The sequence below is a fragment of the Catenulispora acidiphila DSM 44928 genome (genome assembly GCF_000024025.1).
Lineage (GTDB): Bacteria > Actinomycetota > Actinomycetes > Streptomycetales > Catenulisporaceae > Catenulispora > Catenulispora acidiphila.
In genome coordinates this window covers 1,124,115-1,146,849 of the sequence record NC_013131.1, presented here as the reverse complement: position 1 = coordinate 1,146,849, position 22,735 = coordinate 1,124,115, and the positions used below count along the sequence as shown (strand labels likewise).

The window sequence follows — 22,735 nt, the reverse complement described above, 5'->3', positions numbered from 1 at the left end:
GAAAAATCCGCCCCGGCATGCCGACCGGGTCCCCGGCCGCCCGGGGCGGAAACGCGGCTCCGAGAGCCTTGAACGTCTACTTGTTGACGATCGCGAGCAGGTCGCGCGCCGACAGGACGAGGTACTCCTCGTTGTTGTACTTGACCTCGGTGCCGCCGTACTTGCTGTAGAGGACGATGTCGCCCTCCTTGACGTCGAGCTCGACGCGCTTGCCGTCTTCCCAGCGGCCGGGGCCCACGGCCAGGACGACGCCCTCCTGCGGCTTCTCCTTGGCGGTGTCCGGGATGACGAGGCCGGAAGCGGTGGTCTGCTCGGCGTCGAGCGGCTTGACGACGACGCGGTCCTCGAGCGGCTTGATGGCAACGGTAGCCACGATGTGTGACCTTTCGTTCGCGTGACGGATCGGCGATGGTGAACTGGTTGCGGAACCTGTCGTCGCGGGTGCCAGGGTCCGGCCGTATCGCGCTGGCACTCTCGGTGCGAGGGTGCCAAAGCGAGACTAGGCGGGCGTTTAGCACTCGGTCAAGTGGAGTGCCAAAGGGGCGCGTCGGCCTCGGTGATCGCGGGGATGATCACGGTGATACGCTCGCGCGGCCCCAGAACGGGGATCAAGATCCGTGGGGAGCGGGAATGACGACGTCGAAGCGTGCTCGGGCGCTCTCGGTAGCGGCGATGGCGGCCGCCGGAGCGCTGGTGGCCGCCGGGTGCGGGGGCGGGACTACGGCAACCGCGAAGAACCAGGGTCCTGTCGCAGCCTCGGTCACGAGCCAGACGGCGGCCACGGAGACGACCGGTGGCACCGCTCCGACGAGCGTGCCGACAGCCACCTCAACCTCCGTGCCGACGAGCGCTGCCGCGAGCGCGAGCAGGAGCACAGCCGCCACACCGACCGCTCCGAGCGCACCGACCGCGACGCATGCGCCCACGACCGCGGCGACGGGCACGGCGTCGCGCTCACCCGGCGCAGCGCCTCACTCGTCGGCGCCGGCCGCCAAGCCGACCTCTTCCAACCCCTGCCAACACCCGACGACGCCCGCGCAGGCGGCGCGCTGCCCGGCTCCGCATCCGACGACGACCGACGCCCGGCCGACGCTGGTCAGCCTGACGGGTGACAGCTGCACCTGGGGACCGACGAAGGTGACGCTGCGCGCCACGGCGGTGTTCAGCAGCGGGCTCGGCGACTGGGTCGCGCACTACACCGGGGGCAGCGCGACGCAGAGCGGGAACACTGTCGTGCTGGTCGAGGTGGATCCGTTGGTGAGCACCGGCGGGTCGGTGCCGAGCGCGCCGGCGTCGGAGACCATGTCCGGGACGCTGGGGTTCGTCGGGCCGAACGGCGGGCAGGTCTCGTTTCCGGTCAGTGCGACGGTTTCCTGCCACTGAGTCCGGCGGCGCTTCAGACTCCGTCAGAACTTCAGACTCCGTCAGGGCTTCAGAGTCCGGCAGGGCTCAGACGTAGTCCTCCAGCCGAGCGAACGTGTACCCCTGCTCCTGCACGATGCGGAACAGGTTGGTCATCAGCTCGTGCATCTCCGGCCAGCCCTTGCCGTTGGCCTTGGGACCGCGGAAGTGCGCCAGCAGGATGTCGCCGGGGCGGAGCTTCTTGTCGGCCGCCTGCCACTGGAAGCCCTGCTTCTGGAACGTCGCGCGCCAGTAGCAGATGGCCTTGAGGCCGTTCTGCTTACAGGCTTGCTGCGTCGCCTTGTTGGAGTTCCCGAAGGGCGCGCGGAACAGGTAGGGGTGGGTGTTGTAGTTCTTGACGAGCTTCTGCTGCTGGCCGGTGACCTCTGCCAGCTGGCGCTCGGCGCTCAGGGTCGTCATGTCCGGGTGGTGCAGGGTGTGGTTCTGGATGGTGCAGTAGCCGGTGTCGCGGAGCTTTGTGAAGTACGAGTAGTCGTCCTGGATGAACATGTCGGCCAGGAACATCGTGATGGGGATGCGGAAGTCCTTGACCATCTGGATGAAGGCCGGGTCCTTCTCGGCGCCGTCGTCGATGGTGAGGAAGCAGATCTTCTGGTCCGTCGGGATGTGGCTGATGACCGGGGGGAGGTCGACGTTCGTGTTCACCGGCTTGGTCGCGGGCGGCGGCGGAGCCGGGGCGAAGGGCTTGAGTCCGTCGTAGCGGTGCGCCAGGAGTGCCGCGTCCGCGGTCTCGGGACCGGGGAGACCGTTGCCGCTGCTACTCGCGGCGCCGGACGGCGAGCTGGAGGACTGCGAGGGCGCGCCCGACGTGGAGGCGCCCGAGGTGGGAGTCACGCCGGCTCCGGCGTTCTGCTTCGCTCCCGAGGATGAACTGCCGGAGCCGCAAGCCGCGGCCAGCATGGCCGGCGCGGCTACGGCGAGCCCTGCGGCGGAACGGAGAAAGCGTCGTCGAGAGGCGTGCGCCGGGCTCGCGTCCGGTGTCGGTGTCAGGTCGTGGTCTTCGCAGCCGCAGCCTATGGGGAGGTCCTGGTCCTCGTACGTCACGCCTATGCCTCAGTTCAGTCCGGCGGGCCCCCGGAGCCCGCCTGGTGTCGCTACTGAGGGAGGACGTTTGTGGAACCTGAAGAGTTGCTTAAGAAAGCAATCCGAGGACATTCACACGTCAAGACGTTGGAAGACCCAGGCGTGCGGCGGACGGGCGATGAGGCGTTCCGGAGGTTCGGCGGACAGTGTGGCGGGGGCAGCGGCTAGGTAGTCGATGACTACTACTACGCGTTCCCCGTCCTGCCCTACCGAGCTGTAGGCGTTATAGGAGGCGACCTCCTCGTCATCCCATAGCGGGGGAACGATAACGGCGCGGATCCACTCCTCTACTGCGGCGGCCTTACCCGGCTCGCAGCGGACCTCCCACATAAGCGTTTGGTTCTTGGCGTTCTTGCCACCGGAGTCACTCATCGGACCACCACGTCCACGACCGGCTGGGAGGAATCCGCCGGGAAGCCGAGCTGCGAGGGCACGCGGCCGCGCCGCACCAGTTCCGAACCGAGGGCGGCGACCATGGCGCCGTTGTCCGTGCACAGCTTGGGGCGCGGGACGCGGACCTGGATGCCCGCCTTGGCGGCGCGTTCCTCGGCCAGGACGCGCAGGCGGGAGTTCGCTGCGACGCCTCCGCCGATCAGCAGGTACTCCGCTCCTTGCTCCTTGCACGCCAGGATCGCCTTGCGGGTCAGGACATCCACGACCGCTTCCTGGAAGGAGGCCGCGACGTCCGGGATCGAGATCTTCTCGCCGGCGCGCTCGCGCTTCTCGACCCAGCGCGCGACCGCGGTCTTGAGGCCGGAGAAGGAGAAGTCCAGGGGCGCGTCGCGCGGACCGGTGAGGCCGCGGGGGAAGGCGATCGCCTCCGGGTCGCCCTCGCGCGCCGCCTTGTCGATCAGCGGGCCTCCTGGGAAGCCGAGGCCCAGGACGCGCGCCACCTTGTCGAAGGCCTCGCCGGCGGCGTCGTCGATGGTCTGGCCGAGCGGCTGGACGTCGCCGGTGACGTCGGGCACGAACAGCAGCGAGGAGTGCCCGCCGGAGACCAGCATGGCGATGCAGCCCTCGGGCAGCGGACCGTGTTCGAGCTGGTCGACGCAGATGTGCGCGGCGAGGTGGTTGACGCCGTAGATCGGCTTGTCCAGCGCCAGGGCGTAGGACTTGGCCGCGGCGACGCCGACCAGCAGGGCGCCGGCCAGGCCGGGACCGGCGGTGACGGCGATCGCGTCGATGTCGGCCAGCGCCACGCCGGCGTCGCTCAGCGCCCGCTGCACCGTCGGCACCATGGCCTCCAGGTGCGCCCGGCTGGCGACCTCGGGCACCACGCCGCCGAAGCGCGCGTGCTCGTCCACACTGGAGGCCACCGCGTCGGCGAGCAGGGTGTTGCCCCGCACGATGCCGATGCCGGTCTCGTCGCAGGAGGTCTCGAAGCCGAGGACCAGAGGTTCTTCCTTCAGTGCCGTCACGCCAGTGCCTTCCTCATGATCAGCGCGTCGTGGTTGCCGGGCTGGTAGTAGCCGCGGCGGATGCCGGCGGGTTCGAAGCCGTGGCGGATGTACAGGCGCTGCGCGGAGTCGTTGTCTGTGCGCACTTCCAGCCAGACCTCTACGCATTTCCTGCGCAGTGCCTCGTCCAGAAGCGCCTCCAAGAGGACCGCCCCGAGTCCCCGGCCCTGGTGCGCGCGGGCCACCGCGATGTTCTGGATCCAGCCCTCGACCGTGCCCGCGTCGGATCCGGGCTGGGCCATCAAGCCCGCGTAGCCGGCGATCTCGGATTCGGATCCGGCTTCCGCTTCGGCGATGACGTAGTAGCGGGAGTGCGGGACGTCCGCGAGTTCGGACCAGAACATCTCCACGGACCAGGGGTCCTCGGGGAACAGGTCCTCCTCGATCCGTCGCACCGTTTCGATGTCCCACCAGCGGAACGGACGCAGCGTCGGCGCCATGGTCGACTTCACGCCGTCAGCTCGTGGAGACACGCTTGCGGGTACCTGGTTCGACGGCGTCCGGGCGGCGCAGGTAGAGCGGCTCCGGGAACAGCAAGGACTCGGGATCGCTATGCAGACGCCTGACAGTGAGTTCCGCTAGAGCCGCCGCAGAGGGGTACCGAGGCTCGATCGCCTTGGGGAACGCGTCCGGGTAGACCAGGGCGCCCTCCCCCGCGACCGGCAGACCGGTGAGCCTTTCGGCGATGAGCGCGGGGTGCGCCACGTCCGGTTCCGTCGCGCGGGTCAGGTAGTCCGTGTACTGAGCCCAGTAGACCTCTTTGCGGCGCGCGTCGGTGGCGACGGCGAAGGGCTCGGCGCTGCGGGTCTGGTAGGCGACCACGTCGAGGGAGCAGACGCCGTGGACCGGGATGCCCAGGGCGTCGCCGAGGGCGCGCGCCGTGACCAATCCCACGCGCAGCCCGGTGAACGGGCCGGGTCCGACCCCGACGGCGACGCCGGTGAGGTCGCCGGGTTTGCGCCCGGCGGCGGTCAGGACCGCGGTGATGCCGGGTGCGAGCAGTTCCCCGGTGCGCCGGGCGTCCACGGTGGTGGACTCGGCGAGGATGTCCGCGCCGTCGTGCAAGGCGACGGTGATGGCCGGGGTGGCGGTGTCGAACGCGAGCAGGAGCACCCGCACAGCCTATCTTTCTGGCACCATACGACCCATGACCAGCCAGCAGCAGAACGCCCCGCGGTCACCGGCGCGGGTGAAGCGCGGGCGTGTGAGCCCCATGGCGACGGTCGCCGCGATCACGGCCGCGGCCCTGGTCGGGGTGGGCGTGCTGGCCGTCCAGGCCAACGGTTCGGCGCCGAACAAGGCGCCCTCGGCGGTCGCGGCGAAACAGCAGCCGCCGGTCTCGACGAACCAGGTCGGGCAGCCGGTCTCCCCCGCTCCGGATCCGGCGCTGGCGCTTCCCGCCTCCAGCGGCACCGGCAAGCGCATGGTGTACAGCCTGTCCAAGGCGCGGATCTGGCTGGTCGGCGCCGATGAGAAGGTCCAGATGTCGGCGGCGGTGGTGCCGAGCACGGTGATTCCGGCGGCCGGGACCTACGCGGTGTCCAAGCGGATCGCCAACAACCAGTCCGCCGACCGCGTCGCCGTGCAGTACGAGGTGCTGTGGGGACCGAAGGGCGACACCACGAAGTTCGCCATGGAGGCGGTCTCGTCGCTGCCGGGCGACCAGATGCCGATGAAGCCCGAGGCGAAGACCGGCGGGGTGCGGCTGACGCAGAACGACGCGCTGGCGGTGTGGCAGTTCGCGGTGCTGCAGACGCCGGTTGTCGTGGTGGCTTAGAAGTAGGCGAGGCGCCTGGCCCGGAGCGGGCCAGGACGCTGCTAGTTGTGGGGAACCGCCTGAGTCAGCCGGCGTGTGTCAGCCGGCCGCGTCTTCGAGGGCGGCCAGATCGCGGTCCGTCCAGCGCTCCCCGATGCCGCGCACCACGACCCACCGCACCTCGGAGTCGCCGGGATCGTCGAGCTCCTCGGCGTACTCCCGGGAGATCACGATGTCCAGGCGGTCGTCGGTGAGGACCTCGGCCTTGCCCTCGCCCCACTCGACCACGGTCACCGACTGCTCGACCGAGGCGTCCAGGTCCAGGTCGTCGAGCTCGTCCAGGGAGCCGAGCCGGTAGGCGTCGACGTGGACCAGCGGGACGCCGCCCCCGGCGGCCGGCGGGTGGACCCGGGCGATGACGAAGGTCGGCGAGGTGACGGGTCCGCGCACGCCGAGGCCTTCGCCGAGGCCCTGGGTGAAGGTCGTTTTGCCGGCTCCCAGATCGCCGGTCAGGACCACGAGGTCGCCGCGGCGCAGCCGGGCGCCGAGGCGGCGGCCGAGGTCTTTCATGGCGCCCGCGGTCGCGACCGGGGTCTCCAGGACGGGTCCGGGCAGCCCGGGTCCGGCTTGGTCAGGGATCACCGACATGGGTCCACCGTACCGGGCGGTGCGGGGCTCGGCGGTGCGTGCCCGGCAGGGGTCGCCGCGGGGAGTGAGCACGGGGGCATATGCCGTTTTTAGGCTGATTACCGGCGCCCGGGGAAGGGCATGACCGCCGCCGAGGACTCCCGGACCGGAGGTGAGCATGAGGGCCTCCGTCGGGATGGCGGCGGGGCTGCTGCTGGTGGGCTTGTCAGGGTACGTGTTCCTGGCCGTCACCGGGCACTCCTCGACGCCCTCGGACGCCGCGGCGCTGTCCTCGCTGTACTTCCTGGCCGGGCTGGTCACGCTCGGCGTGTTCGTCGGGCTGGAGCAGGAGACCAGCCGGGCGACGAGCCGGGCGATCGCCGAGCGGCGGGCGGTGGCGCCGGTGGCCCGGAGGGCGCGGCGGCACGCGGCGTGTCTGTTCGCTGTGACGCTCGTGGTGCTCGCGGCGCTGTCGCCGGTGCTCGTGTCCGGTCCGCTGCGCGGGCGGTGGGACCTGTTCGGCGCGCTGGTGCTGGCGGCGGGAGTGGGGTCGGCCTGTTATTGGGTGCGCGGGATTCTGGGCGGGCGGCAGGAGTTCCACGGGTACGCCGCGACGCTGGCGGCCGAGGGGCTGGGGCGGCTGGTGCCGTGCGTGGCGGTGTTCGTGGCGACGGGGCGGGGCGGGCCGGCGTGGGCGTACGCGCTGGCGTTCGCGGCGGCTCAGGGGTTGGCGACGGTGGCGGGGTTGTGGTGGCTGCGGGAGGGGTTCGAGGACGGGGAGCGTGATCCGCTTGATACGGAGATTTCTTCCTTCGAGAGCGGGGAGCGGTCGGCGGCCGGCGGGCTCGCGCTGTTGGTGGCCGGGAGCCTGCTGACGCAGCTGGTGGCGAACTTGCCGCCGTTGGTGGCGAGCACCCGGCTTACGGACTCTGATGCGGTCGCGGCGGCGTTCGGGCAGGCGTTCGTGCTGGTGCGGATTCCGCTGTTGTTGATCTCGCCGATCCAGGCGATGTTGCTGCCGGACCTCACCCGTTCGGCCGCACGCGGGGACCATGCGGCGCTGCGGGCGCGCGTGCGCCTGGCCCTGGCGGCGGTCGCGGCGCTGGGGGTGGCCGGGACGGCGGTGCTGGCGGTGGCCGGGCCGTGGGTGCTGCGGGTGTTCTTCGGGACGAAGGCGGTGCTGTCGCACGAGCTGCTGGCGGTGCTGGGGCTCGGGACCGTGTTCCTGATGGCCGCGGCGATTCTGCAGCCGACGCTGGTCGCGATGGACCGGCACCGGCTGGTGCCGACGGCTTGGGGGGCGGGGGCGGTGGTGCTGGCCGTGTTGGTGGAGCTGCCGGTGGATCCGCTGCACGCGGCGGCTGCGGGCGGGGTCGGCGGGCCGGTGACGGTGGTGGTGGTCATGGCGGTGGGGTTGGGCAGTGCGCTGCGGAGGGTCGGGGGTGTGGCGGCTGTGAGCGGGCGGTCGAGTGGCGGGGCGGTCGGGCATCTGCGCAGAGGCAGGGTGCGATGAGTGGGGAGACAGCGGCCGGGTGGTGCGGCGTGACCGCCGGCGATCTCGGTCGTTCCCTCGGCAGCAGGGCTGAGCGCGCGCGGAGAGGCAGGGCACGATGACCGACGGGATGCCGAATCGGTGGTCCGCGGCTCGGCCGGTCCTCCGGCGTGCCGCCAGACCAGCTGGGGAAGTGGTCGCGGCGCTGGGTGGGGCTGCGGTGATGGTGCTCGCGGCGCGGTTCGTCGATGTGGATCCGTTGGACCGGACGGGGCAGGTCAGTGCGCTGGCGGCGTTGCAGGTGCGGTTCAGCGTGCTCGGGGTGGTGCTGCTCGGGGCGTTGTTGGGCGCGCATCGGTGGTGGGGTGGGCGGCGGTATCTGGCAGTGAAGCATCTGGTGTGCGCTGCGTTCGCCGGGTTGGCTTCGGGGTTTCTTGCCGGCGGGATCGTGGTGGCGTTGAAGGGGACGCCGTGGCCGCTGTTCGGCTTGTCCGGGGATACCGGGCGGTTGGTGGAGTGGTCGGCGTCGATCGTGCACGGGCACGGCAATCCGAATCCGACGTATCCGCCGCTGACGTTGCATGCGCTGGCGTGGTGGGCTCAGCTGTTCCATCACGGGGACACGGCGGCGGCGTTTCGGGACATGGAGATCGGCGGTGCGGCTGTCACTGGGCCGGCTGCGTATGTGGCGTGGCGTTTTGTGCTCAGTCCGTTGTGGGCGCTGGTGGTGGGGGTCGTGCCGGCGTACGCGATCATCGATCCCTACAAGCCGTATGGCGCCATTGTGATGATCGTGCTGCTGCCGGTGTTCGTGGTCTCGGTGCGGCACACGATGCGGGTCGGGGGCATGGCGTGGCGGGGGGTGCTGGTCAGTGCCGTGTTGTTCGGGCTTCTGTACTCGGTGCTGTTCCTGACTTATCCGGGGTCGTCGCTGTGGAGTGCGCCGGGGTTGGTGGCGGCGGTGCTGTTGCTGTTCCCGTGGGCGAGGGACCGGGTCTGGAAGCTGGTGGCGTTCGTCGGGGTGACCGTCGCGGTGTTCGGGGTGTTGTGCGGGTGGTACGTCAAGGACCTCGGGTCCGGGACCGTGGATCGCGCCTACGGCTTCGACGCCTATACCGACCCGGCGTTCTTCTCGATGTGGCGGACCGACATGCCCGGGGACGTCGGGCAGTGGCCGCCGCCGGGCGAGTTGGCGGGGGTCGGGCTGTTCAGCGTGCTGACGTTCGCCGGGCTCGGGATGGCGCTGTGGCTGGGCTGGCGGCGGCCGTTGGCGGTGACGGTGGCGTGCGTGTTCGCCGGGACCTGGCTGTGGCGGATGGAGGTCGCCTCGCGGATGTGGGCGACGGGCACCGTGCAGCTGTGGCCGCGCACCGGCAACCAGCTCCTGTACTGCGTGCTGGTCCTGGGCGCGGCGGCGACGGCGTTCGCGGCCTCGCGGCTGGCGTCGTGGCCGCCAATGCCTTCGCGGCTCGGGGCGCACGTCGGGGTGCTCGCCGCCGTGCTGCTGGTGTTGGGGAGTGCGGCGTCGTCCGTGTCCGACTACTGGATGCCCGCCAAGACGAACAGCTACAAGATCCTCGCCTATGTGTCGCAGACCATGCGCAAGCCCGACGGCTCGTGCCCGAAGTACGCGCCGAACCATGAGTGCTCGGCGACCGGCGACCAGTCGTGGATGAACAACTTCGCGGGACCGAGGAACCACTAGGGGATCGCACTAGGGGATCGCTAACGGAGTATGTCTTGGCGCCGCCGCACCGCGACCGCCGCAACCAGCACCACGAGTCCGGCCGAGTAGACCACCCACCACACGATCCAACCGCCCGGCGGGCTCCACAGCACGGGACTGATGCCGTACTTCTTAAAGCCGCCGTGCATATAGCGCGTCATCGACCAGTAGAAGGCGCCGAGTCCGGCGAGTCCGAGGACGATCGTGGCGGCGATCGGCACGCGCCGCTCCAGCGCGCCGGGCAGGTCCTTGCCGACCCGGCGGGCCATCAGCAGCCCGGCGAGCACCGGCAGCCCGAGCACCCACGCCAGGATGTAGCGGCCCTGCCAGCCGATGCCGAAGCGCTTGGCCTCCAGCACCTGCGCGATGATCGGGATCGCGACGGTTCCCACCACCAGGGCCGCGACCACCGCCGCCTCGCGCCAGCGGCCGACGCCGAAGGCGCAGAGGATGAGCAGGCCGGCGACCGCGTACCAGGCGATCGACGTGCCCGGCGGCAGGGCGACGTCGAGCCAGCCGAGGTTGCCGACGACCTGGGAGATGTAGTTGCCGGAGTTCCAGAACACCTCGATGGCGACGGCGCCCGGCGTCAGGGTCGGGAAGGACAGGTTCGAGGTCGTGAGGGTGTCGGAGTAGCGGTTCCACAAGAACGCCGCGACTCCGCCCAGGATCAGCACCACGGCCATGACCTGCACGGCGCGGAACCGGGCCAGCCACGCGACCTTGCGCGGACCGGCGATGATCACGAGCGCGATCAGCACCGAGGCGCTGAAGGCGATTCCCAGGCTCCTTGTGTTCGCCAGGAGCGCGCCACCGATCGCCAGACCGATGGCGCGGCGGGTCACCTGGCCCGGTTTCGGGTCGTCGTCCAGCGCCAGGGACATGGCGGCGGTCCAGGCGAGTACCGCGGCGGTGGCCTCCATGCCATTGGAGTTGACCGTGCCGCTCAGGAACAGGGCCATCGGAGTGCCGCAGGCTACGACGCCGAGGATCGGCCAACCCGGTCTGCGCCAACCGGCAGCGATACCGACGGCTGCGGCGAGCAAGGCGGAGTTGAGGAGTGCGGACGCTAGGCGCATTCCGTATAGCGCGCTCACTCCGGGGAGCCACAGGCTGGGAAGCCCTACGGGGAAGTAGTAGGCGGGGTTGTAGTTGCCCGCGGAGGTTTCGACGATCGCGGTGGAGTTGTCGGTCCCGAACTTCTTTCCACAGGCTGCGGACAGGAGTTGGAAGCGGAAGCAGGAGGACATCGCGTCGATGGTCTTGTACTTGGCCGGGAGCGGATAGCCGAGCCAGGTCTTCTCGAAGCCGTTGGTGATCTCGTGGCGCGAGGACGAGTTCACGAACTCGCCGCGGGCCGTCGCGGCAGCCTTGATCATGTGCGACGGCTCATCGGGCGACGTGGACATCGGCGAGGCGAACGCCCAGCCCATGGCGACCAGAAAGAAGCCGACCAGCGCCAGCAGCCAGGGACGGCCGAGGACGCTCGCGGTGCGGCGGCCGACTGCGGCGAGGCGGTGCTTCGGGGGCGGCGGCGGTTCGGGGGATTTGGGCGATTCGGGCGGAGTGGCGAAGGCGGGAGCTGCCGGGGGTTCGGGCAGCGGCAAAGGCAGGGGCACGGGCGCGGCGAAGACCGGTGGCAGGTCCGGCAGTGGCCGGGTCGCAGGATCAGGCGGCAGTTGCCAGGTCGGGGCAGGAGCAGGCGGCACTTCGGGTTCCGGCTCGAGCGGTTCTGATTCAGGCTCCGGCGGCGGCGTCCAGGGCGACGGGTTCGGCGCGGGTCCGGGAGCCGCGTTCGGTCGCGGGCCGGATTCCGGTTCTGGTTCCGGCGGCGGTTCCCAGGGCGGCTGCGGCTCCCCTGCTCCGGGTTCGCTCACCGTGCTGGTCCTCCGCTCGAGCCTCCGGGGCGCCGGGAGGGTCCGAAGGCGTAGGCCGCCAGGGTTCGGACGCCGTCGCGGCTGCCGCGGCGGAGGGCGCTGGGGAGCATCGTGGCCGCGTGGAGGCGTGAGGAGAGGTGGAGGCGGGCTGTGCGGGCGGCGTGGCGCCAGCCTAGGCGGTCCATGCGGGCGGCTTCGTCGAGGAAGAAGGTGCGTTCTTCGGTGAAGCGGGCGCCGGTGGTGGCTTGTTCGCTGGAGAGGCTGACTGCGTGGCGGCGGTACTGGAAGCAGATGGTGTCGCTGACGACGATCTGGGCGCCGGCGCGGACCCACTCGAGGGTCAGGGCCAGGTCCTGGATCACGCGGAGGTGGGGGTCGAAGCCGACTTCGGTGATGACGTCGGCGCGCCAGCAGATGGCTGGGAAGTACATCCAGTTGCCGCGCAGGAGGCTGACGGCCAGGGATTCGCCGCTCAGGACCAGGGCGCCATGGACGCGGGGGGCGTAGAGGCGCCGCTTGACCTTGTCGACCCAGGGTTCGACGACCTCGCCGGCTCCGTCGATGACCTCCACGCCGGGCTGGGCGAGGGAGACGCGGGGGTAGTCGCGCATCAGGGCTCGGACGGTTCCGATGTAGTCCGGAAGCATGCGGTCGTCGCAGCCGATCATGGTGACCAGCGGATGGGTGACCAGGCTCAGGCATTTCTGGAAGTTCTCGGTGATGCCGAGGTTGACCGGGTTGCGCTGGTAGCGGATCTTGTCGGGTCCGTGCTCGGCGATCAGGCCGGCGAACCACTCCGGGACGCCCGGCTCGGCGCCGTCGTCGACCACCGTCAGCCGCCAGTGCTGGTCACGCTGTGCCAGGACGCTGCGTACCGCCTCCTGCATCATGCCGACGTCGCCGTAGTACGGCATCAGGACATCGACGACCGAGGCGGGCTTCGCGGCCCGGACCCGCGCCGGCGCGGGCAGACCGGCACGCACGCGAGCCCACGTCAGCGCGTCCCGAATACCCGTCCCGACGGAGTACCGCGGCGCCCAGCCGAGCGGCTGACGCGCCTCGAGAGCCGGCTGGGGGACCGTCGTACCGTCCCCGGCGCCGAGATTGATCACCTCGTACGGGACGGTGTGGGACGCATGGCGCGCCACGATCGCGTCGAAGTTCCGCAGCGCCGCGACGTGCGCCTCAGCCAGGTCCCAGACATGGATGTAGTCGCGAGCGTCGCGGCGGCTATCGAAGGGCGAGAAGTCGGTGCCAGCGATGTGAAACGGCTCGTCGCTCCGGTAGGCGGTGGTCACCTTGTCCAGGACATGCAGCGCTTCCGGGCTCGGAGTACCGGTATGGAAGTCAGGATCGGCGCCGATCGGGGTGAAGTAGCGCAGGGCGACGGCTTGCAGATCGCCGGCGCGCGCCACGTCCTCCAGCACCCACTCCGTGATCGCCTTAGAGCGCGCGTAAGGACCGGAGGAACCCGCGGCGTAGACGGACGCGGAGGAGGAGAACACCATGCGGCGGCAGCCGTTGCGGACCAACCCCTCGATCAGCTCCAGGGTCTTGGTGACGTTCTCGCGGTAGTACCGGATCGGGTTGGCGACCGACTCCGGCACGTTCGTCAGCGCCGCGCAGTGCACTGCCGCGGCGATGTCCGGCTGCGCGGCGAAGACCCGGTCGAGGAGCGCGGCGTCGGCGATGTCGCCCTCATAGAAGATCCGGCCCTCGGTGAACTCGCTGCGGCCGGTGGACAGGTTGTCCAGGATCACCGGGACCAGGTCGGCGTCCAGGCAGGCGGAGGCGACCGTGGAGCCGATGAAGCCGGCGCCGCCGGTGATCAGGACTTTCGCACCGGCGGTGAGCCCCGTGGCTCCGCTCATCGCCGCCCCTCTCGCACCGGACGCCGCCCCAGCCGCCGCGCGTTCAGCTCGGTCGCGTCCCGCACCGCGATGGCCCGGGCCAGCTCGGTGAACCGCGTCTCCTGCGTCTTGAGCCGGAAGTAGGTGTTCACCGAGACGAAGACGAACGCCACGGCCAGCACGTAGAGCACCAGGTCGGTGCCGCGTCCCACACCGACCTTGTGGGCCACGGAGTTCACCCAGTTGGGGCGCAGGATCGCGACCACCATCAGGGCGATGAAGACCAGGAACGCCAGTCGTTTCAGGGCCACGGTCTGCACCGAGTACCAGTTCCGGATGAACAGCAGCAGGAAGACCGCCGCGATGACGAGCAGGATGCCCTGGATGATCATGGCGTCCTCCGCGATCGCAGGGAGAGGTCGAACAGGATGTTGACGCCGTTGATCAGGGACTGGCCCTTGGCCTTGGAGTAGTCGGTGTAGAGCACGGTCACCGGGACCTCGGTGACCGCCAGCTCCGAGCGCGCCAGGTAGTCCACGATCTCCGAGGCGTGCGCCATGCCGTTCATGGTGATCTTCAGCTGGGAGGCGGCGGCGCGGTTCAGGACGCGCAGGCCGTTGTGCGCGTCGGTGAGCTGCAGGCGGCGGGCCGCGGGGCTGAGCGCGGCGACGGTCTTCAGCATCGCGCGCCGGAGCCAGGGCACGTGGGCGGTGCCGGTTAGGAAGCGGGAGCCCAGGGCGACGTCGGCGCCGCCGTCGCGGACCGCGCGTACCAGCTCGGCGGCGTCCTCCACGCGGTGCTGGCCGTCGGCGTCGAAGGTGACGAAGTACTCCGAGCCGTCCTGCAGCAGGGCGTACTCCAGACCGGTCTGCAGCGCGGCGCCCTGGCCGAGGTTCACCGGATGGCTGACCAGGTGCGCGGCGGTGGCGACGATGTGGTCGGCGGAGTCGTCGCGCGAGCCGTCGTCCACGCACACCACGTTCGGGAACGTCGGCAGCACGCCCGCGACGACCTCGGCGATCACCGAGCCCTCGTTGTAGACGGGGATGACCACCCAGACGTCGTCGAACTCCGAAGTCCCAGCCGCACCGGGAGCCTCCGTTGTCTGCACAGCTCCCAGATTGTGCGGTCAGAGCGGGAACCGCACCGTGATTAGGCCTAATGGCTTGATGTGCCGGAACTTTCCACGCGGGCCAGGACGCGGCGGATCGCGCTGTCGACGGCGTCGGGGTGCTCCAGCGGCAGGACGTGTCCGCCGGCCGGGACGATCTCCAGCCCGGCACGGCCGGACTCGTCGGGGGAGACGGCGTCGATCGCCGCGGCCATCCGCTCGCTGTGGAACGCCGGGGTGAGCAGGTCGTGGTCGCCGACGATGATCTCCACCGGCACCTGGCCGAGCGTGGCCAGCGTGGAGACCTTCTCGTGCGCGGAGAAGGTGGGGAAGAAGTCGGCGATGACGTCCATCGGCGTGCTGGACAGCATCTCGTCGGTGAACCGGACCAGGCCAGGCGGCACGTCGGAGGCGAAGGCGTAGCGGCGGGTCAGCAGTTGCGCGAGGTCCGTGCCGGCGCGGCGGGTCCGGTCCACCAGGGTGTGGCCGCGCCCGAGGAGCGCGAAGACGCCGGGGGCGGTGCGCTGGAACAGCTGCGCGGCGCGGGCCGGCAGGCCCAGCGTCATCTCGTCCCAGTGCCCGTCAGTGGTCGAGCACAGCACGACGCCGCGCACCCGCGCGTGCTCGCCGCCCTCCGCGCCGCCGAACAGCTCGGGGTGCTCGGCGGCCAGCGCCATGATCGTCATACCGCCCATGGAGTGCCCGATCAGGACCACGTCGCCGTCCGGGCACACCGCCTCCAGGACGGTGTACAGGTCGCGCCCGATCTGGTCGATGGTGTGCGAGGACGGGGTGCCACGCTCGGAGCGGCCGTGGCCGCGCTGGTCCCAGAACACGCAGCGGTTGTTCGGGGCGAACTCCGCGCGCTGGTAGTGCCAGGTGTCCTGGTGCAGGGCGTAGCCGTGGCAGAAGACCAGGGTCGGGCCGGCGGCGGCGGCGCGTTCGGCCGAGCGGCGGCGGGCCCAGCCGGCGCCGCTGGTGAACAGCACCGGGCCGTCGACCTCGACGTAGAGGCCGACGCCGTCCTCGGCGCGGACCGTCAAAGGCCTGCCGCGCAGCGTGCCGTAGGGCTCGGCCACGCGGCGGGGTTCGGCCAGGCGGCGGATCGCGCGGCCGATGGTCGCGCGCTCGATGGCGAACCCGGCGGCCGCCCCGGCGGCGATCACGCCGACCGCGGCCCCGGCGATGCCCGCCTTCTTCGCGGTGCTGACTGCCATGACGCCCCTTCCGCTCGGCGGCCGTGCCGTGCCGGCTGCCGGTTCCCTACGTCACGAGTTCCCGACGTAGACCCTCGGGACACGCGGACCGATGCGCGTGACGATCTCGTAATTCAATGTCCCGGTCGCCTGGGCCCAATCATCGGCCGTCGGCTCGCCGCGGTCGCCTGGTCCGAAGATCACTACCTCGTCGCCGACGTGCACGTCGTGGACGGCATCCGGGTCGCCGAGATCGACGACGAACTGGTCCATCGCCATGCGCCCGGCGACCCGGTGCCGCGCGCCGCCGACCAGGACCTCGCCGACGTTGGAGGAGTTACGGGGCAGGCCGTCGGCGTAGCCGAGCGGGACCAGCGCCAGGGTCGTGGGCCCGGCGGTGTGGTGGATGTGGCCGTAGGACACGCCGTGCTCGGCCGGGGCGTTCTTGACCAGCGCGACGCGCGCCGTCAGCGTCATCGCCGGGCGCAGGCCGAAGTCGGCGGGGGTGGTGTCCGGCAGGGGCGAGAGGCCATAGACCGCCAGGCCCGCGCGGACCAGGTCGAAGTGCGCCTCGGGCAGGCTCAGGGCGGCCGGGCTGTTGGCGATGTGGCGGACCTCGGGGCGCAGGCCCGCGTGGTCGGCGGCGGCCAGCGCCAGGGCGAAGACGTCCAGCTGGGCCCGGATGGAGGGGTGGCCGGGCTCGTCGGCGCAGGCGAAGTGCGACCACACGCCGGTGACCCGGATGTGCCCGGCGGCCTCGGCCTTGGCGGCCAGCTCGACCAGCTCCAGCCAGTCGTGCGGCTGGGTGCCGCCGCGCCCGAGGCCGGTGTCGACCTTGAGCTGCACGCGCGCCTGGATACCGCAGCGCTGCGCGGCGGCGGTGATCTCCTCCAGGACCCAGGGGGCGTAGGCGGTGACGTCGATCTCGTGGACGATCAGCTCGTCCCAGGGCCCGCCGGCCGGGTGCAGCCAGGCCAGGATCGGACCGGTCAGGCCGGCGGCGCGCAGCTGCAGCGCCTCCTCCGGCAAGGCGGTGCCGAGCCAGGCGGCGCCGCCCTGCTTGGCGGCGCGCGCGCACGGCACGGCGCCGTGGCCGTAGGCGTCCGCCTTCACCACCGCCATCACCCCGGCGGCGCTCTTAGAACCAGTCTCGGCGACGATCTGGCCTAATCGCCGGGTGTTGGAGCGGATCGCGTCCAGGTCGATCCGCGCCTCGGCACGCAACGTGGCGCCGGGCGGAAAATCGGTGGCGGTCAGGTCTGTCATCGACGGTAGTCTGCCAGGCCGTCGCGGTCTTGACGGTGGCACCCGGCCGCCGCCGACCCGGTCCGGGCCCATACGGCCCTGCTCACCGGTGGGGGATGCACGATTTTGGAATCGCTGGAAGCGAAGGTCAACGGCTACCTGCACGGCAACGCGCGCGCCCGCGCGACGAACGAGGCGTGTGGCCCGTTCCACATCGGATTGGATGACAACAACGCCAATCCGTTCCTGAACTACGCGGTACCGGAAGCCGGGGCGACGGTGACGGCGGCGGACATCGAGGCCCTGATCGCCGCCTTCGCGAAGCGGGAGCGCACGCCGCGCCTGGAGTTCGCGCCGGGCGGGGCGCCGGGCGTCGAGGAGGCGCTGCTGGCGGCCGGATTCGAGGTGCAGCAGCGGCTCCCGTTCATGGTGGTGACCGCCGAGGAGCTGGTCGGACCGGCGCAGCTGGACGGCATCGAGGTGCTGGTACTCGACACGTCGGCGACGGACGAGGAACTGAGCGGCGCGGCCTTGGCGCAGCACGAGGCGTTCGAGGGCCCTGACAAACCGCAAGACGACACCGAACGCGCGAACGCCCTGGCGGGCATGCGCGCCATGGTGGACGCGGGGCGGTTCGCCTCGCTGGCGCGCTGCGCCGCAGGGAGCGCATCGGCGGGGGTGCCGATGGCCGCCGGCAGCGGCGGACCAGCGATCGCGGGGACGACCGAGATCGGCGGGATCGGGACGCGCCCGGCGTTCCGGCGGCGCGGCGCCGGGGCGGCGGTGACCGCGGCGCTGTCGCGGCATCTGCTGGAGGTGGCGGGGCTGGACTGCGTGTGGCTGTCGCCTGCCGGGCCTGATCAGGAGCGGTTGTACGCGTCGATCGGGTACCGGAGTCTCGGGGAGATGCTGTTCATCTGGAAGCCGTAGGCGAAGGACTTACCCCCGACCAGCCTAGATAGCTGATCGGGGGCGTCCGTTAAGCCGTCTGGGCCGCCTCTGGGCCGTCTGGGTACCTGCCAGCGTTCCGATAGGCCTCGTCGACCGCGCCGCGCGTCCGAGACTCGCTCGTCGGCATGAGGTGCGTGTAGACCCGGAGGGTGAACCCGGGGTCGGAGTGACCGAGGTAGGCGCTGAGCGCCTTGGTGTTCTCGCCAGCGTCCAGGAGCACCGCGTCCTTCGTGCCAGCCAAGACGCCTTGCGCGTCAAGTTGCCTGCCGAAGCAGGCGACATGCGGCGATTCGTCGTCTGGGCCGATCCCGTCGAGTGCCTGATCCCAGGCGGGCAGGATCTCGCCGGTGTCGGCGCCGATGTAGCGCCGATGCCGTCATGCCACTCAGGCAGCTGGTCGACGTACGCCAGCTCGTCGGTCGAAGGCCACCAGACCTGGCGGTAGGTCGCGGTGATGACTTCGTGAAGTTCGGCGCGGGAGATGGTGCTGCGGATCGCCATGTGCAGGTGCGGCCGCTAACCGGCGCTGCGATTCGACTGCCGCGAAGTACTGCACATCGAAGCCGAACAAGCGCCGGAGGTTCTGTACGAAGCGATCGACGAGCCGCGCGAAGTGGATCGCGTCGCGGGCAGCTCGTTGGCAGTCGTATGTCGCCAGCGCGACGGGCGTCCCATCCTTGGTGACCCTGCCGTAGCTGTCGAGCGTGAGCGTCAGGAACATCGACGGCCGGAACTTCTTACCGCCAGCCGCTTCGTAGATCTTGCCGACAGTCCGCGCACTCACCGGGCGTTTAGGGAGCTCTGAGGCGTCCTGTCGACGCCGTGTGCTCCGGACGCGCCGGACAGCAGCCTCGACACCGAGTCGGCCGCGGACGCCGGTCGCCGCCAGCTCCGCATTTGTCTCGGTGATGGTCTCTTCCCACTCGGCCGCCTCCGAGTCGTCCGAGTCATCAACGGCGCTACCGCGCCGCCGCCAGCCTGGCGGCCGGTCCCGGGCGCGGCAGCCGGCTCGGCGCGATGGCTGCTTTTGGTCGCTCTTGGTCTGACCGGTCGACGCTGGACCTGTTGGCGTGTCCCACTCGTACGACCGCCTTCCCCTCCGTATTAACGGGGAAGCGTGGTCACCCCAGTCTGTGCTTACCTTACTGTCCCCCAGCCCGTGCGATCGTGCGCAAGCCGCGTTTGCCCCACCTCCGCGTCGTCGCCCTTCAGAGTTGGAGGTGAAATCGGCGCACGAGACGAGGCGGTTGGGCGACGCACTGCCCGTTCTGGAAGATCTTAAATCAGAGGTTAGGGCAAATGGCTGATCTTGGTCCGACAGTAGGACAAGAACGGTCGGACCTTGATCGAAATCGAAACCGTAGGAGTCAGCGATTAGTCGAAGAGCTAGCCCCTAGGCCCAGCCGCCGTTTTGGAGCGCTTGAGCTCCACCTTGTGCGGCTTTGGGTCGGCGAGCTTGGCCGCTGCGTCACCGACCCTTTCGTCAGATACGCGGGAAAAGCGATCCCAAAAGGGCTCCCCATTGATCGTTCGAGACCAGTCGGGAAGGAGATTTTCGGCAGCGTCCAGGGTTATAGCGGAGGCGGTTATATTGCGATGTGCTTCTAGCATCTTTTTGTCGTATCGTCGGATCAGATCAGCGCTCGCATCGCTGGAGCCAGGATCCTTCTTGCGCTCTTCTTCCAGGTGAATGGCTGCATGCAGAGCTTGGTGTGTCTGCGTTAATAGATGCCGCAAGATGTAGAGCTCGTTGATAAATGCCAGATCCATGTCATGGCTCTTTTCAATAATCTTGGCAAGCATCCTGAGCTGTTTGTCGATATCATCGAGCAGATTGTTAAGGTCACTCTCGTTTGAAGCACCAAGCTTTTGTATTCTTCCAGTGAGACCTTGAACCCTACTCCAGAGCATATTCATGTCGGGAACAATAGCAGCTATTGTTCCGGCTCGATGGGCGCGCGACAATCGTATGTCCCTTACCACTGGAATGAGTGCTGCGAGAAACAAAAGGGCTGTTGCAGCCACTAGGCCCCAAGTTGCCCTCACCAACGCCGGGTCCACGGTCCCCCCAAGTGCGATCACGCGGCTGCTATCGAAGTGCGTGCTGGGAAGTTAGCACGTGGCTTGAATCACTGTCAGGTATTCATGCCTTGTTGTTATAAGGTGTTGTAATCGATGCTTTAGGGTTTGCCTGTCGAGGTCAAGTCCGAGTCTGGTTCTCTGCGCGCCGGCCGGGGCGTCGTGCCCGCTGCGGCGCCCGTACGGAATCGATCTCGCGGTTGCTGGCGCTTACTCACGGCGCCACCGCAATGACGAGCAGGTCAGCGGCTATCATGCTCAGATCATTGATCTACGAAGGCATAATCAGGGCTTTGCAAGCAGGGGGTTGAAGTACGGTCAGCGCTGGCAGGTCACCTGTGGCCATCAACAAAGCCTGAGCGCCGGCTGAACCCCGAGCCGTAGTCGGGTCGTCCCCAGGCAGACTCAGGGATGCAACCGTCTTGCAGAGCTGGAACTCCCGGAAGCTGACCGCACGCCAAAGAGCGTAGCCAACCCGTCCGACATATCCCCCGCTCCTCCCCCAGGCCGTCCCTGGGCGGTGGAACGTCACTCGATCATGACCGACGATGACAATCACCCACCGCTCAACAGCACGTCACCCACACGGCGTCAAACAAGCGTGCTGGCAGTCAGTCCGACCGGCAAAACGCTGTTCATCTGGAAGCCCTGACGGCTTCGATCAGGTCGCCGGCGATGAGCTGGCGGCCGGGGTGGCGGCGGTGGACGTCGCGCGCTGCTTCGCCGTGGAGGTGGGCGGCGAGGCTGGCGGCGTCGAGCGGGGGCAGACCGGTGGCGAGGAGGCCGCCGGTGAGGCCGGACAGGACGTCGCCGGAGCCGGCGGTCGCCAGGGTCGGGGTTCCGGTGCGGTTGACGCGGACCGTGGTGGTTTCCGGGGCGGCGATGAGGGTGGTCGAGCCCTTCAACAGGACGGTGCAGCCGAAGCGGTTGGCGAGTTCGCGGACTGCTGCCAGGCGCTGCGCTTCGATGTGTTCGACGCTCCAGGGGTCGCCGAGCAGGCGTGCGGCTTCGCCGGAGTGCGGGGTGAGCAGGGTCGGGTGCGGGCGGTCGAGGGGCTTATCGCGGTGGGCCAGGGCGGCCAGGCCGTCGGCGTCGACCAGGACCGGGACCTCGGCGGTGAGCGCTTTCTCGACGCGGTCGGCGCTGTCCGGGCCGATGCCGGGACCGACGACCCAGGCTTGGACGCGTCCCTCGCCGACCATCACCTCGGGGTAGTGCGCCAGGACGCCGTCGCTGACCTCGGATTCGCCGACGAAGCGGACCGCGCCGACGCCGCTGCGCAGGGCCGCGCCGGTCGCGAGGACGGCGGCGCCCGGGTAGCGGGGGGAGCCGGCGGCGATGCCGACGACGCCGCGGCGGTACTTGTTGCTCTCGGCGGAGGGCGTGGGGAGGAGGGCTTCGACGTCGGCGGGCTCCAGGGCTTCCAGGACCGGCGCGCCTTCGAGGTGCGGTGCGAGGCCGATGTCGACGAAGCGGAGGTCGCCGACGTGCTCGGCTCCCGGGGAGATGAGCAGGCCGGGCTTGTACGTGCCGAAGGTGACGGTGACGTCAGCGTGGACCGCGGGACCGGCGACCTCGCCGGTGTCGGCGTCGATGCCGCTGGGGAGGTCGACGGCGACGATGAGGGGGGTGCGGGGTGCCTTGTCGTGAGTGGACTGCCGGGTCTTCTTGACCGACTCGATCTGCTCGAACACCGCTGCCGCAGCGGGCCGCAGACCTCCGCGTCCGCCGATGCCGACGACGCCGTCCAGTACCAGGTCCGCGCCGCTGAAGCGCCACTCCCCCGCCGCGCTGACGCGGCCGCCGGCGGCTCGGAGCGCCGCCAGTCCTCCGGCGTGTGCGCGCGCCTCGTCGAGGAGTACCGCCTCGACCTTCGCGCCGCGCCGGGCCAGGCGCGCTGCGGCGTACAGCGCGTCGCCGCCGTTGTCGCCGCTGCCGGCGACCACGAGCACGCGCGCGCCGTAGACGCGGCCCAGCAGTCCGACGCACTGCGCCGTCAGCCCGGCGACCGCGCGCTGCATCAGCTCGCCGTCGGGCAGCCGCGCCATCAATGCGGCCTCTGCGTGCCGGACCTGGTCCACCGAGTGCGCCGTCAGCATGTCTCCACACTGTCATGGCCCAGCTCGCCTCGCTAAGATCTCCGGCATGTCAGGGGACGAGCAGGCGGCGCGCGCTGAGATCCGCGCGTCACATGAAGACCGGGACATCGTCGTGGACCAGCTGCGGGTGGCCGCCGGCGACGGACGCATCGACGGCGACGAGCTCGACCAGCGGATCGAGGCGGCGATGACCGCGCGGACCTACGGCGAGCTGGACCAGCTGATCAAGGATCTGCCGCCGTCGGCGCAGCAGACGGGTCTGGCGCGCCGGACCGAGGCCGAGGCGTCGCAGAACATCACCATCTCGCACGGGAACACGCACAAGCGCGGCGCGTGGCTGGTGCCGCGGCAGCTGAACGTGACGGTGCGGCACGGCAACATCGTGCTGGACTTCACCGAGGCGGTGTTCAGCGGCGCGCGCGAGGTCGAGGTGGTGCTGGACGTGCGGCACGCCAACCTGCGCGTGCTGGTGCCGAACGGGACGGTGGTCGACACCTCGGGCCTGGCGACCCGGCACGCCAACCTCGGCCAGCCCAGCCTCGGACCGGCGGCGCCGGACGCGATCCGGCTCACCCTCAGCGGCCACGCCGAGCACACGAACCTGCGGATCCGGCGGCTCTCGCGCTTCGCGCAGCGGCGGCGCGAGCGGCTGGCGCAGCGGGCACGGCAGCAGTCGCTGAGGGGCGACGGGCGGTCGGTCGGGAAGGCAGCCTGGACGACTGCTCGGACAGCGGCCATGCCGAACGACCTGGCGAGCCGCTCGG

At 70.1% G+C, this 22,735-nt stretch carries 24 protein-coding genes and 2 pseudogenes; 6 read left to right on the top strand and 20 right to left on the bottom strand.

What is annotated here, in order from left to right:
* Window positions 1-76: 76 nt before the first annotated feature.
* The 3 genes from groES to CACI_RS51005 all read right to left on the bottom strand — a co-directional run bounded on the left by groES (window position 77) and on the right by CACI_RS51005 (window position 1,121).
* Window positions 77-376 carry a co-chaperone GroES gene (groES, locus tag CACI_RS04990; RefSeq protein WP_041541161.1) on the bottom strand — a complete coding sequence of 100 codons (300 nt, stop codon included), beginning with the start codon at window positions 374-376 and terminating at the stop codon, window positions 77-79.
* Window positions 377-608: 232 nt separating this feature from the next.
* On the bottom strand, window positions 609-884 hold the full coding sequence (locus tag CACI_RS04985; RefSeq protein ID WP_143765146.1) for a hypothetical protein: 276 nt from the start codon (window positions 882-884) through the stop codon (window positions 609-611).
* Window positions 885-971: 87 nt separating this feature from the next.
* Complete coding sequence (locus tag CACI_RS51005; protein ID WP_190276727.1) at window positions 972-1,121, bottom strand: hypothetical protein; 150 nt, start codon at window positions 1,119-1,121, stop codon at window positions 972-974.
* Window positions 1,122-1,137: 16 nt separating this feature from the next.
* On the opposite strand from CACI_RS51005, the gene CACI_RS04975 reads away from it, so the two are divergent.
* Window positions 1,138-1,383: a hypothetical protein gene (locus CACI_RS04975; protein ID WP_012785227.1), complete on the top strand. Its 246-nt coding sequence runs from the start codon at window positions 1,138-1,140 to the stop codon at window positions 1,381-1,383.
* Between the two features lie 66 nt (window positions 1,384-1,449).
* On the opposite strand, the gene CACI_RS04970 is transcribed toward CACI_RS04975, so the two are convergent.
* From CACI_RS04970 to tsaB, 5 genes are all read right to left on the bottom strand, one after another.
* On the bottom strand, window positions 1,450-2,466 hold the full coding sequence (locus CACI_RS04970) for a polysaccharide deacetylase family protein (RefSeq protein WP_012785226.1): 1,017 nt from the start codon (window positions 2,464-2,466) through the stop codon (window positions 1,450-1,452).
* 111 nt (window positions 2,467-2,577) lie between these two features.
* Window positions 2,578-2,877, bottom strand: coding sequence for a hypothetical protein (locus CACI_RS04965; protein WP_012785225.1), 300 nt, complete (start codon window positions 2,875-2,877; stop codon window positions 2,578-2,580).
* Window positions 2,874-3,914 carry a tRNA (adenosine(37)-N6)-threonylcarbamoyltransferase complex transferase subunit TsaD gene (gene tsaD, locus CACI_RS04960; RefSeq protein WP_041541159.1) on the bottom strand — a complete coding sequence of 347 codons (1,041 nt, stop codon included), beginning with the start codon at window positions 3,912-3,914 and terminating at the stop codon, window positions 2,874-2,876. The genes CACI_RS04965 and tsaD overlap by 4 nt, the downstream gene beginning before the upstream one ends.
* A 5-nt stretch (window positions 3,915-3,919) precedes the next feature.
* Window positions 3,920-4,402 (bottom strand): ribosomal protein S18-alanine N-acetyltransferase, encoded by a 483-nt coding sequence (rimI, locus tag CACI_RS04955; RefSeq protein WP_012785223.1) that lies wholly within the window; start codon window positions 4,400-4,402, stop codon window positions 3,920-3,922.
* 16 nt (window positions 4,403-4,418) lie between these two features.
* On the bottom strand, window positions 4,419-5,075 hold the full coding sequence (tsaB, locus tag CACI_RS04950) for a tRNA (adenosine(37)-N6)-threonylcarbamoyltransferase complex dimerization subunit type 1 TsaB (RefSeq protein ID WP_012785222.1): 657 nt from the start codon (window positions 5,073-5,075) through the stop codon (window positions 4,419-4,421).
* Window positions 5,076-5,109: 34 nt separating this feature from the next.
* Between tsaB and CACI_RS04945 the strand changes: the two genes are divergently transcribed.
* On the top strand, window positions 5,110-5,739 hold the full coding sequence (locus tag CACI_RS04945) for a hypothetical protein (protein WP_012785221.1): 630 nt from the start codon (window positions 5,110-5,112) through the stop codon (window positions 5,737-5,739).
* Between the two features lie 78 nt (window positions 5,740-5,817).
* Here the strand turns inward: CACI_RS04945 and tsaE are convergent, their stop codons facing one another.
* Window positions 5,818-6,366: a tRNA (adenosine(37)-N6)-threonylcarbamoyltransferase complex ATPase subunit type 1 TsaE gene (gene tsaE / locus CACI_RS04940; RefSeq protein ID WP_012785220.1), complete on the bottom strand. Its 549-nt coding sequence runs from the start codon at window positions 6,364-6,366 to the stop codon at window positions 5,818-5,820.
* A gap of 157 nt (window positions 6,367-6,523) precedes the next feature.
* Between tsaE and CACI_RS51000 the strand changes: the two genes are divergently transcribed.
* Together CACI_RS51000 and CACI_RS04930 are read left to right on the top strand one after the other, a co-directional pair.
* Window positions 6,524-7,858, top strand: coding sequence for a lipopolysaccharide biosynthesis protein (locus CACI_RS51000; protein ID WP_012785219.1), 1,335 nt, complete (start codon window positions 6,524-6,526; stop codon window positions 7,856-7,858).
* Window positions 7,859-7,955: 97 nt separating this feature from the next.
* A complete protein-coding gene (locus CACI_RS04930) occupies window positions 7,956-9,542 on the top strand; it encodes a hypothetical protein (protein ID WP_012785218.1) in 1,587 nt (528 codons plus the stop codon).
* A gap of 20 nt (window positions 9,543-9,562) precedes the next feature.
* Here the strand turns inward: CACI_RS04930 and CACI_RS04925 are convergent, their stop codons facing one another.
* The 6 genes from CACI_RS04925 to alr form a co-directional block, all read right to left on the bottom strand.
* A complete protein-coding gene (locus CACI_RS04925; protein ID WP_041540054.1) occupies window positions 9,563-11,182 on the bottom strand; it encodes a DUF2142 domain-containing protein in 1,620 nt (539 codons plus the stop codon).
* Between the two features lie 254 nt (window positions 11,183-11,436).
* Window positions 11,437-13,311, bottom strand: coding sequence for an NAD-dependent epimerase/dehydratase family protein (locus CACI_RS52065; protein ID WP_012785216.1), 1,875 nt, complete (start codon window positions 13,309-13,311; stop codon window positions 11,437-11,439).
* Entirely contained in the window at window positions 13,308-13,682 is a 375-nt protein-coding gene (locus CACI_RS04910) for a DUF2304 domain-containing protein (protein WP_012785215.1), read from the bottom strand. Before CACI_RS04910 ends, CACI_RS52065 begins: the two co-directional genes overlap by 4 nt.
* Entirely contained in the window at window positions 13,679-14,401 is a 723-nt protein-coding gene (locus CACI_RS04905) for a glycosyltransferase family 2 protein (protein WP_012785214.1), read from the bottom strand. The genes CACI_RS04910 and CACI_RS04905 overlap by 4 nt, the downstream gene beginning before the upstream one ends.
* A 47-nt stretch (window positions 14,402-14,448) precedes the next feature.
* Complete coding sequence (locus CACI_RS04900) at window positions 14,449-15,618, bottom strand: alpha/beta fold hydrolase (RefSeq protein ID WP_012785213.1); 1,170 nt, start codon at window positions 15,616-15,618, stop codon at window positions 14,449-14,451.
* 51 nt (window positions 15,619-15,669) lie between these two features.
* A complete protein-coding gene (gene alr, locus CACI_RS04895) occupies window positions 15,670-16,863 on the bottom strand; it encodes an alanine racemase (protein ID WP_012785212.1) in 1,194 nt (397 codons plus the stop codon).
* 105 nt (window positions 16,864-16,968) lie between these two features.
* Here alr and CACI_RS04890 point away from each other — a divergent pair, with 105 nt between their 5' ends.
* On the top strand, window positions 16,969-17,772 hold the full coding sequence (locus CACI_RS04890) for a GNAT family N-acetyltransferase (RefSeq protein WP_012785211.1): 804 nt from the start codon (window positions 16,969-16,971) through the stop codon (window positions 17,770-17,772).
* Window positions 17,773-17,821: 49 nt separating this feature from the next.
* On the opposite strand, the pseudogene CACI_RS50995 reads toward CACI_RS04890, so the two are convergent.
* The 4 genes and pseudogenes from CACI_RS50995 to CACI_RS04875 form a co-directional block, all read right to left on the bottom strand.
* A pseudogene (locus CACI_RS50995) lies at window positions 17,822-18,016 on the bottom strand (site-specific integrase); the annotation flags it as partial.
* 162 nt (window positions 18,017-18,178) lie between these two features.
* On the bottom strand, window positions 18,179-18,682 hold the full coding sequence (locus CACI_RS50990) for a replication initiator (protein ID WP_317623765.1): 504 nt from the start codon (window positions 18,680-18,682) through the stop codon (window positions 18,179-18,181).
* A gap of 497 nt (window positions 18,683-19,179) precedes the next feature.
* Window positions 19,180-19,710, bottom strand: a complete 531-nt coding sequence (locus CACI_RS49580; protein ID WP_143765144.1) for a hypothetical protein — start codon at window positions 19,708-19,710, stop codon at window positions 19,180-19,182.
* A 797-nt stretch (window positions 19,711-20,507) separates the two neighbouring features.
* Window positions 20,508-21,971 carry a bifunctional ADP-dependent NAD(P)H-hydrate dehydratase/NAD(P)H-hydrate epimerase gene (locus CACI_RS04875; protein ID WP_012785210.1) on the bottom strand — a complete coding sequence of 488 codons (1,464 nt, stop codon included), beginning with the start codon at window positions 21,969-21,971 and terminating at the stop codon, window positions 20,508-20,510.
* On the opposite strand from CACI_RS04875, the pseudogene CACI_RS54065 reads away from it, so the two are divergent.
* A pseudogene (locus CACI_RS54065) lies at window positions 21,970-22,149 on the top strand (DUF1707 domain-containing protein); the annotation flags it as partial. The gene CACI_RS04875 and the pseudogene CACI_RS54065 sit on opposite strands and share 2 nt — an antisense overlap.
* Here CACI_RS54065 and CACI_RS53435 read toward each other — a convergent pair.
* A complete protein-coding gene (locus tag CACI_RS53435) occupies window positions 22,060-22,422 on the bottom strand; it encodes a hypothetical protein (RefSeq protein WP_263053463.1) in 363 nt (120 codons plus the stop codon). The pseudogene CACI_RS54065 and the gene CACI_RS53435 overlap by 90 nt on opposite strands.
* Window positions 22,423-22,735 lie beyond the last annotated feature (313 nt).

Bases quoted from the DNA above. Each gene is read 5' to 3' on its own strand.
- rimI (WP_012785223.1), bottom strand. From the start codon at position 4,402: ATGGCGCCGACGCTGCGTCCGTTCCGCTGGTGGGACATCGAAACGGTG.
- CACI_RS04900 (WP_012785213.1), bottom strand. From the start codon at position 15,618: ATGGCAGTCAGCACCGCGAAGAAGGCGGGCATCGCCGGGGCCGCGGTC.
- CACI_RS51000 (WP_012785219.1), top strand. From the start codon at position 6,524: ATGAGGGCCTCCGTCGGGATGGCGGCGGGGCTGCTGCTGGTGGGCTTG.
- CACI_RS04945 (WP_012785221.1), top strand. From the start codon at position 5,110: ATGACCAGCCAGCAGCAGAACGCCCCGCGGTCACCGGCGCGGGTGAAG.
- CACI_RS04965 (WP_012785225.1), bottom strand. From the start codon at position 2,877: ATGAGTGACTCCGGTGGCAAGAACGCCAAGAACCAAACGCTTATGTGG.
- CACI_RS04930 (WP_012785218.1), top strand. From the start codon at position 7,956: ATGACCGACGGGATGCCGAATCGGTGGTCCGCGGCTCGGCCGGTCCTC.
- CACI_RS49580 (WP_143765144.1), bottom strand. From the start codon at position 19,710: ATGAATATGCTCTGGAGTAGGGTTCAAGGTCTCACTGGAAGAATACAA.
- tsaE (WP_012785220.1), bottom strand. From the start codon at position 6,366: ATGTCGGTGATCCCTGACCAAGCCGGACCCGGGCTGCCCGGACCCGTC.
- CACI_RS04875 (WP_012785210.1), bottom strand. From the start codon at position 21,971: ATGCTGACGGCGCACTCGGTGGACCAGGTCCGGCACGCAGAGGCCGCA.
- CACI_RS52065 (WP_012785216.1), bottom strand. From the start codon at position 13,311: ATGAGCGGAGCCACGGGGCTCACCGCCGGTGCGAAAGTCCTGATCACC.
- CACI_RS04910 (WP_012785215.1), bottom strand. From the start codon at position 13,682: ATGATCATCCAGGGCATCCTGCTCGTCATCGCGGCGGTCTTCCTGCTG.
- alr (WP_012785212.1), bottom strand. From the start codon at position 16,863: ATGACAGACCTGACCGCCACCGATTTTCCGCCCGGCGCCACGTTGCGT.